This is a genomic window from Deinococcus aerophilus, assembly GCF_014647075.1.
GTDB classification, from domain to species: domain Bacteria; phylum Deinococcota; class Deinococci; order Deinococcales; family Deinococcaceae; genus Deinococcus; species Deinococcus aerophilus.
In genome coordinates, this window is record NZ_BMOM01000011.1 from 87,723 (window position 1) to 97,794 (window position 10,072).

Annotated in this window: 14 protein-coding genes; 8 read left to right on the plus strand and 6 right to left on the minus strand. The window is 68.1% G+C overall.

Annotated elements, in window-relative coordinates:
- The first annotated feature begins 28 nt into the window (after window positions 1-28).
- Window positions 29-430 (plus strand): DUF4259 domain-containing protein, encoded by a 402-nt coding sequence (locus IEY21_RS08715; protein WP_188903429.1) that lies wholly within the window; start codon window positions 29-31, stop codon window positions 428-430.
- An 18-nt stretch (window positions 431-448) separates the two neighbouring features.
- On the opposite strand, the gene IEY21_RS08720 is transcribed toward IEY21_RS08715, so the two are convergent.
- Both IEY21_RS08720 and IEY21_RS08725 read right to left on the minus strand, forming a co-directional pair.
- Window positions 449-868: a hypothetical protein gene (locus IEY21_RS08720; protein ID WP_188903431.1), complete on the minus strand. Its 420-nt coding sequence runs from the start codon at window positions 866-868 to the stop codon at window positions 449-451.
- A 43-nt stretch (window positions 869-911) separates the two neighbouring features.
- A complete protein-coding gene (locus IEY21_RS08725; RefSeq protein WP_188903433.1) occupies window positions 912-1,763 on the minus strand; it encodes a M55 family metallopeptidase in 852 nt (283 codons plus the stop codon).
- Window positions 1,764-1,886: 123 nt separating this feature from the next.
- Between IEY21_RS08725 and map the strand changes: the two genes are divergently transcribed.
- Together map and IEY21_RS08735 are read left to right on the plus strand one after the other, a co-directional pair.
- Entirely contained in the window at window positions 1,887-2,648 is a 762-nt protein-coding gene (map, locus tag IEY21_RS08730; RefSeq protein WP_188903435.1) for a type I methionyl aminopeptidase, read from the plus strand.
- Window positions 2,645-3,319 carry a pentapeptide repeat-containing protein gene (locus IEY21_RS08735; protein WP_188903437.1) on the plus strand — a complete coding sequence of 225 codons (675 nt, stop codon included), beginning with the start codon at window positions 2,645-2,647 and terminating at the stop codon, window positions 3,317-3,319. Before map ends, IEY21_RS08735 begins: the two co-directional genes overlap by 4 nt.
- Window positions 3,320-3,378: 59 nt before the next feature.
- Here IEY21_RS08735 and IEY21_RS08740 read toward each other — a convergent pair whose 3' ends face one another.
- Complete coding sequence (locus IEY21_RS08740; RefSeq protein ID WP_229752988.1) at window positions 3,379-3,936, minus strand: hypothetical protein; 558 nt, start codon at window positions 3,934-3,936, stop codon at window positions 3,379-3,381.
- Between the two features lie 189 nt (window positions 3,937-4,125).
- Here IEY21_RS08740 and IEY21_RS08745 point away from each other — a divergent pair, with 189 nt between their 5' ends.
- Both IEY21_RS08745 and IEY21_RS08750 read left to right on the plus strand, forming a co-directional pair.
- A complete protein-coding gene (locus IEY21_RS08745) occupies window positions 4,126-4,401 on the plus strand; it encodes a stage V sporulation protein S (protein ID WP_188903441.1) in 276 nt (91 codons plus the stop codon).
- Window positions 4,402-4,641: 240 nt separating this feature from the next.
- Entirely contained in the window at window positions 4,642-5,322 is a 681-nt protein-coding gene (locus IEY21_RS08750; RefSeq protein ID WP_188903443.1) for a zinc metallopeptidase, read from the plus strand.
- A 77-nt stretch (window positions 5,323-5,399) separates the two neighbouring features.
- On the opposite strand, the gene IEY21_RS08755 is transcribed toward IEY21_RS08750, so the two are convergent.
- Together IEY21_RS08755 and IEY21_RS08760 are read right to left on the minus strand one after the other, a co-directional pair.
- Window positions 5,400-5,762, minus strand: a complete 363-nt coding sequence (locus tag IEY21_RS08755; protein ID WP_188903445.1) for a metal-sulfur cluster assembly factor — start codon at window positions 5,760-5,762, stop codon at window positions 5,400-5,402.
- On the minus strand, window positions 5,762-6,076 hold the full coding sequence (locus tag IEY21_RS08760) for a rhodanese-like domain-containing protein (RefSeq protein ID WP_229752989.1): 315 nt from the start codon (window positions 6,074-6,076) through the stop codon (window positions 5,762-5,764). The genes IEY21_RS08755 and IEY21_RS08760 overlap by 1 nt, the downstream gene beginning before the upstream one ends.
- 94 nt (window positions 6,077-6,170) lie before the next feature.
- Here IEY21_RS08760 and IEY21_RS08765 point away from each other — a divergent pair, with 94 nt between their 5' ends.
- A complete protein-coding gene (locus tag IEY21_RS08765; RefSeq protein WP_188903448.1) occupies window positions 6,171-6,464 on the plus strand; it encodes a rhodanese-like domain-containing protein in 294 nt (97 codons plus the stop codon).
- Window positions 6,465-6,512: 48 nt separating this feature from the next.
- Entirely contained in the window at window positions 6,513-7,973 is a 1,461-nt protein-coding gene (locus tag IEY21_RS08770) for an aspartate aminotransferase family protein (protein WP_188903450.1), read from the plus strand.
- 38 nt (window positions 7,974-8,011) lie between these two features.
- Here IEY21_RS08770 and IEY21_RS08775 read toward each other — a convergent pair whose 3' ends face one another.
- Window positions 8,012-8,527 (minus strand): hypothetical protein, encoded by a 516-nt coding sequence (locus IEY21_RS08775; RefSeq protein WP_188903453.1) that lies wholly within the window; start codon window positions 8,525-8,527, stop codon window positions 8,012-8,014.
- A 90-nt stretch (window positions 8,528-8,617) separates the two neighbouring features.
- Here IEY21_RS08775 and IEY21_RS08780 point away from each other — a divergent pair, with 90 nt between their 5' ends.
- Complete coding sequence (locus IEY21_RS08780) at window positions 8,618-9,976, plus strand: acyl-CoA dehydrogenase family protein (RefSeq protein ID WP_188903455.1); 1,359 nt, start codon at window positions 8,618-8,620, stop codon at window positions 9,974-9,976.
- Window positions 9,977-10,072 lie beyond the last annotated feature (96 nt).

Genomic DNA, 10,072 nt, shown 5'->3' on the forward strand with positions numbered 1-10,072 from the left:
CAGCAGGCGGACACGCTAGCCTGCCGTCATGAAGATCTGGGGAACCGGTCCGTTTGAGAATGAGGTGGGCGCGGCCTTCGCGCAGGAGGTCGTGCAGGACGGCGAGGTGGCGCTGGCCGAGGCCTTCGATGTGGCCCTGGATCCCGACACCGATTTTCTGGCCGCCGAGGAGGGCTGGCGGGCGGTGGCCGCTGCCGGCGTGCTGGACGCCGCGCTGAATGGAGCCACAGCCGCCCTCACCGACGCCGCGCTGCGGGCCTGGGTGGAGGCGGCGGAGCCGTCCATTCTGGCTCCGCTGCGGGAGGGAGCGCAGGAAGCGCTCGCCCGCGTCCTGGGCCCCGACAGCGAACTGCCCGAGTTGTGGGAAGACGGAGAGGACGCGGCGGGATGGCGCGCCACGGTGCAGCAGCTTCGCGCCTCCCTGTCCTGAGCGCGGCTTAGCTCCGCTTCAGAAGCGCAGTTCCAGGCCCACGCCCGCTCCAAAGCCCGAGGCGGTGCTGCCGCGCACGAAGGCCCGCCACCCGGACGGTCCCAGCAGCGGTCCCCGCAGTCCGCCCTCGGTATAGACGCCAAAGCGGCCCGCGTACTCTGCGCCCGCGCTGGCAAAGGCATCGATGCGGGTCAGGGGCAGGTTCAGGTCGCGCAGGGTCACGCCCGCCGCAAAGCGGCTGGGGTTGTCCTTGCGCCATGCCCGCTCTGCGGTCGCCTCAACCCCCAGCGTCCCCAGCACCGGCACCTGAAACACCGAGAGGCCCGCGTGCAGGCCGTAGCCCCGAGTCGTGGCGTCCACTCCGGCCCAGGTGGTCGCGGCCGAGGCGGTGCAGGGCAGGGCGATGGCGGCGGCGATCAGCAGGGCGCGTGGGGTCATGTCCTTCAGGCTACCTGTCCAGCGTCCGGATGGATGAGAAGCCTCAGCCATTGAGCCGGACCCCGGCCACCGTTGCGAGCATGCGGAAGGTCTGGAACAGGTGGTAGGCGGTGTCGCTGCTCCAGCCCACCGTGACCGCGTCCACCCGCGTGATGTCCGGGATGCGCGCGCAGGCGTCGGCACGCGCCTGATGGTCAAAGGACAGCTGACACGGCGCGGGCCAGCGGGTGGTGTACGGCTGGGCGTTCCGGGCGGCGCGCACGGCCTGTTCGGCTCCATCGCGGATGCGTCGCTGCGCCTCGGCGGGGTGCAGGTGAACGGCGGCGTAGGTGCTCAGGCCTTCCTTGACGGCCACCGTGGTTACGCCGTCGCCCAGTTCGGCGCGGATCTCGGCCATGGCCACGTCGTCCCCGCTGGCAAACACCACCGGCACGCCGTAGTGTCCGGCGAGCAGCGCATTCAGGCCGTACTCGCCGGTATCGATGCCCCCCACGCGCACGTTGCGGATAAAGCCGTTCCAGGTGTGGGCCAGCGGTCCGCGGGGGCTGCCGGCACGGGCGTGGTAGCCCACGAACAGCAGCGCGCCCACGCCGTCCTCCTGCACGCCCTGCACCATGCTCAGCGGCTTGTCGTTGCCGCTGGTAAAGCGCACCGCCTGCGGCAGCAGTTCGGGAATCAGGTTGCGCATGGTGTCGTGGCTGTCGTTGATGAGCACATCTGTGGCGCCGCCCATCAGCGCGCCCTCGGCGGCGGCGGCGGCCTCCAGCGTCATGCGCTCGCGGGCCGTCTGGTACTCGGTGCCGTTCACCAGTCCTCCGAATTCCGGCGGGCTGACCTGCACCCACGACGCCACCCCGCACACGCCCTCCATGTCCACGCTGATGACCACCTTCACGGCTGTTTCCTCATGCGGGTCAGCGTAGCGTCTGGACGGCCAACGGGGACCACGTTGCAGAGGCGGTGGAGCACGGGAACGAGCAGTCCGGGGGGCGGTGGAGGCGTGCTAGCCTCATATGTTATGAGCCGCGTTGCCCTGAAATCTGCCCGCGAGATCGAGGCCATGCGCCGCGCGGGGGCGCTGGTCGCCGAAACGTTCCGTGTGCTGGACCCCTACGTCAAGCCCGGCGTGACCCTGGCCGAACTTGACCGCATCGCCGAGGAGCACATCCGCAAGGCCGGAGCCACCCCCGCGTACCTGGGCTATGGTCCCAAGAACAACCCCTTTCCGGCCACCATCTGTGCGAGCGTGAATGAGGTGATCTGCCACGGAATTCCCGGCGAGCGGGCGCTGGAGGACGGGGACATCATCGGTGTGGACATCGGCGTGCTGATGAACGGCGTGTACGGAGACGCGTGCTACACCTACACCGTGGGCACGGTCAGCCCCGAGGTGCAGGGGCTGGTGGACACCACCCGCGAGGCGCTGCAGGCCGGGCTGGACGTGGTGCGGCCCGGAGCGCGGACCGGGGACATCGGCCACGCCATCCAGACGCTCGCCGAGGGCCGGGGCTACGGCGTGGTGCGTGAGTACACCGGCCACGGCATCGGCAAGCGGCTGCACGAGGAACCCACCATCTACCACCACGGCGTGCGCTACACCGGCTTGAAGTTGCAGCCGGGTATGGTGTTTACCATCGAGCCGATGATCAACCTGGGCCGCCCCGAGACCCGGCTGCTCGCCGACGGCTGGACCGTTATCACCGCCGACAGGACGCCCAGCGCCCAGTTCGAACACACGCTGGTCGTGACGCCCAAAGGACATGAAATCCTGACGCTGTGACGCCGCAGGTTCAGCTTCCCAGGCCGCCCCGCCCGCCCAGATTTCCGCGGGGTGGCCTGCGGCCGGTCCTGCCTGCCGAGCTGGAAGACGAGTCGGTGTACCGGGGGGTGGTGATCGAAGGTGGGTCGCTGGGTGCGGGCCAGCTGCGGACCGTGTCCTTTGAGGGCGCGGTGTTCCGGGAGGTTGACCTGAGCGGAGTGGACTGGCAGCTTTTCCGGTTAAAGGACGTGCGCTTCGAGCGCTGTGATCTCAGCGGCGCGCAGTGGACCGAAGGGGCGCTGGAGCGCGTTCAGGTCACGGATTGCCGTCTGCTGGGCCTGCATCTGCCCGGCGCGGTGCTGCGGCACGTTCGCCTGACGCGGGCGCTGGCTCCGCTGTCGCTGTGGCCGGAGGTGGACGCCGCGCACCTGTGGCTGGAGGACAGCGACCTGACCGAGGCGCTGTTCACGGACGCACGATTGCCCGGCGCGGTGTTCCGGCGGTGTGCCCTGGGCCGGACCGATTTCCGCGGTGCGGGTCTGGAGGGTGCCGACTGGCGTGGCTCGCGTCTGCAGGGCGTGCGGGTGGGGGTGCGCGAGCTGACCGGCGTGACCGTCGAGCCGGTTCAGCTGCCCGAACTGGCGCATCTGCTGGGCGTACATGTCGAGGCCCTGGACGCTGAAGCGGAGTAGGGAAATACTCTGAAATTCAGTCTTCCCAGTTGATCTCTGCCCTGATCTGCGGGGTTCCGTTACCCGCCCGGGGTCTGCCCGGAGACGGCGCTCTGCTGCTCGAAGCGTTCCTGAAAAAAACGGTCCTGAAGAAAGTGCCCCTGCGTCAGCAGCCGGTCGGCAGCGGTGTGGTCCAGCCGCAGCGCGTCGCTCACTCCGGCGCTGATCTGTTCAAGCTGTTCGCGCAGCAGGGCCTCGGCGGACTGGCCCCGCGCTGCTATACGGGCGCGGGCCGCGGGCGTGAGGTCCAGGTAGGCGCGCAGCGTGGCAGGCAGGTAGTCGTGGCGGGCCTGGGTGACCAGAAACCGGTTGCGGACATCCAGGGGGGCGGCGTGTTCCCCCGCCAGCGCATCCTGAAGGCGGCACAGCAGCGCCAGGGCGTACAGCCGGTGCGGTTCGGGCAGACGCAGGGCCAGTTCGGCGGCGGGTTCGGGAAGCGGGCCGGAGAGGGCAGCGCGGTCCACCGGGTCGCGGGCCGCCTGCTCCCGCAGGAGTTCCATCCGGTGCCGGTGGATCATCTGCCGCCGCAGCAGCGGAAAGGCCACCACGCTGCCAAGGAAAAAGAGGGGGACAAGCATGTCTTCCACAGTTGCAACCTCCAGTCGGGTGGCCCGACCCTAGCGGCGCAGGCGGGGCCCGGGCGTCCTCCCAAAGGCGGAGGCTCCGCTGATCCTCCGGCCCGGCCTGCCCCCATCAGGGAATTGTGCGCGCCGCGGCGGCACCCTACACTGGCCGGGCAAGCGTTCTTGCTGGAGGAAAGTCGAGTCTTGGAAACCCTGCGCGTCTCTGCCACGTCCCGTCCCAACGCCATCGCCGGAGCCATCGCGGCGCTGCTGCGCTCTCAGGGGCAGGTCAACATTCAGGCCATCGGTCCCGCCGCCGTCAACCAGACGGTCAAGGCGCTGGCCATCGCCCGCGGTTATCTGCAGGACGACGCCCTGGACCTGTTCGCGCAGCCTGAGTTCGTGAAGCTTGAGGGCCAGGGGGAGGAGCGCACCGCCCTGACCTTCCGGGTAACGGCGGCCCGGCGGACGGCACCGTAAGCATTGGGGCTTTACCGTAAGCACTGAGGCTTTCCGGCGTCCCACCTGAAGTCTGCCGTCCCTGTCTCTCATAAAATCTGAGTGTGGTGCGCTAAGATATGGACAGGTAACTTCCGGCCTGATGGCATGGGCCATCGGGCGCAGACCCCCCTGACCCTGGAAGACGCCGCCTTTTTCCCGGCCCCGCCTTCTCCGTGATTCCCACAGCGGGCCGTGCCACTCCCCGGAGGAGCGACACCTATGTTTCTTGGCCCTTATACCCTCCTGATTCTGCTGGTCTTCGTCGCCTCGATGATTATTCAGGCGTACCTGAGTAGCACCTACAAGAAGTGGGGCCGGGTGCGCAATGCCCGCGGCCTGACCGGTGCGGACGTCGCACGCATGATGCTCGACGAGAACGGCCTGCGCGACGTGCCGGTCCAGGCCGTGCCGGGCAACCTCACCGACCACTACGACCCTCTCAAGAAGACCGTGAACCTGTCCGAGAGCGTGTTCGGCGTGCCCAGCGTCGGCGCCATGGCGGTCGCGGCCCACGAGGTCGGCCACGCCCTGCAGGACAAGGCGCATATGCCGGCGCTGGTGCTGCGCAGCAAGATGGCCGTGCCACTGAGCCTGGGCATGAACCTGGCTCCGTGGCTGCTGCTGGCCGGTTTCCTCCTGAAGCTCTCGGGCCTGCTGTGGCTGGGCGTGATCCTGTTCGGCGGCGCCCTGATCTTCCATCTGGTGACCCTGCCGGTGGAGTTCGACGCGAGCCGCCGGGCCCTGGCTTACCTGGACACGCGCGGCCTGAACGGCACGGCCGAGGGCCACAGCGGCGCAAAGAATGTGCTGACCGCCGCCGCCCTGACCTACGTGGCCGGGTTTGCGATGGCGCTGGCACAGTTCCTGAACATCCTGAGCATTGCCCGCAGCAGCGACTGAGTTCCGGCAGAGTCTTCATGGAACAGCGGCGACCTTACACGGGTCGCCGCTGTTGTGGATGCATCTCCTGGCTCAGCTCAGACGTTAAAGCCGAACATCCGCATCTGGCGCTTGCCGTCCTCGGTCATCTTGTCCGGTCCCCACGGCGGCGTCCACACGAACTCCACGTTCACGTCGGTCACACCGTCCAGCCGGCCCACGGCCATCTCGGCGTCGGCGCGGATCAGGTCCTGCACCGGGCAGCCCACGCTGGTCAGGGTCATGGTGATGTCCACCAGCCCGCCTTCCTGCACGTCCACTCCGTAGATCAGGCCCAGGTCCACGACGTTGACCGGAATCTCGGGGTCCTTGACGATCTTCAGGGCCTCGAGCACCTGCGCCTCGTCGGGCAGCCCCGCGGCGGCCGGTACAGCGCTGGCGTTGGTCGTTTCGGTGTCCATTACTGGTTTCCTCCCTCGGTGGGCAGGCCATTTTCGACCCAGGCCAGCGTGCCGCCCGTGAGGTTGGCGACGCGGCCATACCCGTTGTTCATCAGGTACTCGGCGGCGCGGGCGCTGCGGGCGCCGCTGCGGCAGATCAGCACCAGATCGCGGTCCTGGGGCAGTTCGGTGTAACGGGCTTCGAGTTCGCTGAGGGGCAGCAGCTGCGCATCCTGAGCGTGCACCTCGTCGTATTCGTTCTGCTCGCGGACATCCACGAGCAGCGCGCCCTGCTGCACGCGGCGCTGACCTTCCTGCGGGGTGACTTCTTCCATAGGCCGCAGCATACCCGAGTCTTCTGCGGCAATTGTGCCCCGCAGATGACCTTCCGGGGACCTCCCGGAGTGCGGCGACCACTATGCTGCGCCCATGTCTCTGCCCGACGGTGTCACCGTGATTGACCTGCGTCCCGCCGACCTGCGCTCGGCCCTGCCCCTCGCGGCCATGACTCCACTGCCGGTCCGCGCCGTGACTCTGGACCAGATCGAGAACGGCGAACATGGCCTGACGCCGGATCTGGGGCCGCTGGTCGTGGTGTGCGAGCGCGGCGTGCGCTCGAGGCTGGCCGCGCGGTATCTGCAGGCGGACGGACTGGAGGCCTCCGCGTATCCGGGGGGAGTGCCCGCGCTGCTCGCGGAAGGAACCCAGAACGGCCAGACATGAGGACGCGGACCATGCGTCCTTTCCCGGCGACCCCCTAGACTGACGGGCATGTCTGTTCTCCCACCCGGCTTTATTTCCACCGACGATGTGTTGCACGACCGCCTGAGCGCCTCCGAGGTGCGCCGGCTGGAACTGGAGCATGGCAACGCGGAACTGCTGTATGGCCTGGATCTGCTGGGGGTGGCCGGGCCGTTCTCGCGGGTCACGCCGTGGGAACTGGAAGACGAGGCCGGCGTGCGGCGCATCAATGCCAGCGGCTACGCCGCGACTCCCTTCGGTGAGATGCCGCCGGCCCTGACCGGGTTTCTGCGCGAATTCCTGGAGAAGAACCGCGCCATGGCCCTGCCCCAGCAGTCCAGCAGCCCGTGGCGTGCAGCGCTGGAGGCCAATCTGGTGCGCCTGCTGGCACGCGAGCTGCCCAGCCACGCCGACTCGCAGGTCTTCTTCTGCTCCAGCGGCACCGAGGCGGTCGAGGGAGCGCTGAAGTTTGCCAAGGCGTTCCGGCCGGGGTCCAAATTTCAGATCTCCTTTGGCAGCGGGTACCACGGCAAGACGCTGGGCAGCCTGAGTCTCACGCCCAATCCCGAATACCAGGACATCTTCCGTCCGCTGGTTCCCGGCGCACTGACTGTTCCCTACGGCGATCTCGACGCCTTCCGGGCGCTGGTGCGGCGGGTCGGTCCCGACAAGATCACCTGCGTGATCGTCGAGCCCATCCAGGGCGAGGGTGGCGTGAACATTCCCCCGCCGGGCTTTCTCAGCGGCCTGGGCGAGTACTGCCGCCAGCACGGCATCGTGGTCATTGCCGACGAGATCCAGACCGGGCTGGGGCGCACCGGGCACTGGTTCGAATCGGCGGCGCAGGGCCTGGACCCCGACATCATCACCCTCGCCAAGCCGCTGGGCGGCGGCATGACGGCGGTGGGCGCAACGATTGCCCGCCACGACATCTACAAGAAGATGCTGGGTGGCCTGAGCAGCAAACGGCACAGCAACACCTTCGGCGGCGGCGCGCTGGCGATGGCGGTGGGCCTGAAGTCCCTGGAGTATCTGATCGAGAACGACTTTCCGGCCCGCAGCCTGGAACTCGGGGAACGCGGCCTGCACCGGCTGCGCGAGACCCAGCGCCGCTTTCCGCGCCTGCTGGAAGGCGTGCGCGGTCAGGGCCTGCTGCTGGCGATGCAGTTCCAGCCCATGCTGGGGGTGCCGCTGCCCGGCGTGCTCAAGGAACTGGTTTTTGAAGCCACCGCGCTGCTCGCCCTGCGCGAATTGCACGCCTCGGGCGTGATCGCCAACCTCAGTCTGAGCAGCAAGCGCACCGTGCGCCTGACTCCGGCCCTGGACATGCCCATGGACGTGTTCGATACGATTTTTGACCGTGTGGACGACTTTGCCCGCCGCCGCCCCGTCTCACGCGATCTGCTTACCGGCACTCCGCCGGTGCTGCTTGCCCGCCTTGCCAAGTTCGCCGCGAGCAAGCCCAAGAAGCGTACCCCCAGCGACGGCTGAGGGCCTCCTGAGAGGCGGCGGTGCTGCCGGGCTGTCCCTCAGGCGAGGCCGCAGGCCCGCTGCAGCAGCAGATGCAACTCGTCGCGGCCCAACCGACGGGCGTCCAGCGGCAGGCCGTCGGGCAGGCTGCTCAATCCCTGCACGATGGGCATGAAGCGGAACTCGGGGCGGGCGATCAGGTCGCGGCGGGCGGTCAGGGCAACCACGAAGTCGGCGCGCAGCTCGAAGTGGGCGTTGAGTTCGGTGCGCAGCGGCATGGAGTCCCCGCCCAGCAGGGCCAGCAACGCGGGATGCGCCTCGAAGCCTTCCTCCAGGTGCCTAAGCAGCCGCGCGCTGTCCAGGAAGATGGCGGCCTGCGGCAGGGTGTAGCCGCTGATCCGGCGGCGGCAGACTTCCGGAGAATCGCCGCGCACCGTGCTGACGCTGCGGCCCGAGCGCGCCGCGCCCCCCAGCAGGCTCCACAGCCGCGCCAGGCTGGAATAGCGCGCCAGCTCCGCGTACCCGGCGGGCTTGCTGGCCAGCGGACGGGTGGGGCGCAGGGCGGAGGCGGTCATGCGGGTATGCTAACGCCTTAAAGGATCGGTAAATGCGGTCCTGGGCGCTGCGCCCCTGTGTGTGGGCCCGGGTGCACGGTACAACGGGGCATGACCAAATCTGCCCCCAATCCGATGGCCCTGCTCGCGCAGATCGATATGGACGCCCTGGGCCGCCTGAGTCAGAAGGTGGACCTGCCCGCGCTGCTGAACGCCGCCTCACGCATGAGCGACGGCCAGATCAAGCAGCTCTCGCGCCTGCTCACCCAGGATGAGGAGGGTCAGGAAAAACAGCTTCCGGCGGCCAACGGCGACTTCTATGGCCAGATGGACACCCTGACCGGCGAGGAGCGTGAGGTCGCCGGGCTGACCCGTCAGTTCATGCACGAACATGTCGCCCCGATCATGAACGAGTACTGGAACCGAGACGAGTTCCCGAAGCAGATCATTCCCGAGCTGCGCAAGCTTGACCTGCTGCGGCGCATCTGGAATGAGGACGGCAGCCGCAAGCCCAATGCCACCATCATGGAAGGACTGGTCACGCTGGAGGCCTGCAAGGTGGACGTGAGCACCGCCGTGTTTTTCGGGGTGCATGCGGGTCTGGCCTTCGCCAGCATCGCGCTCGGAGGTGACGACGCCCAGAAGGCCGAGTGGCTGCCGAAGATGCTCGATCTGGAGGCCATCGGCGCTTTTGGCCTGACCGAACCCGAGGGCGGGTCGCAGGTTAGCCAGGGCATGCGCACCACCTGCAAGCGCGACGGCGACGGCTGGACCCTGCGCGGCCAGAAAAAGTGGATCGGCAACTCCACCTTCTCTGATTTCACCGTCATCTGGGCGCGGGATGTGGACACCCAGGAGGTGCGCGGCTTCATCGTGCGCGCCGGAACGCCGGGCTACCGCGTCGAGAAGATCGAGGGCAAGACGGCGCTGCGCATCGTGGAGAACGGCCTGATCACCCTGGAGGACTGCCGCGTGCCCGACAGCGACCGCCTGCAGAACGTCCAGGGCTGGCGCACCACCGCCGAGGTGCTCAAGATCACGCGGGCGGGCGTGGCGTGGCAGGGTGTGGGCTGCGCGATGGGAGCCTATGAACTGGCCGTGACCTACAGCCAGCAGCGCGAGCAGTTTGGCAAACGCATCGGCGAGTTCCAGCTGATCCAGAACCATCTCGTGCACATGCTGGGCAACGTGACGAGCATGTTCGCCCTGTGCCTGCGCCTGAGCCACATGGCCGACGGCGGGGACATGAACGACGAGCACGCGGCGCTGGCCAAGGTGTTCACGGCCGCCCGTTGCCGCGAGACGGTGGCGCTGGCCCGCGAGACCTTCGGCGGCAACGGCATTCTGCTGGAGAACGGCGTGGCCAAGCACTTTGCCGACACCGAGGCCATCTACTCCTACGAGGGCACCAACGAGATCAATACCCTGGTGGTGGGCCGCGCCATCACCGGACTCAGCGCATTCGTTTGATACTGGCTCCCTTTAACTCAGGAGTTGCACCTGCATAACGACGCCAAAGCGCTCCCAGCCGAGAGAATCTGGGAGTGTCGAAGTCACAGATTCTGG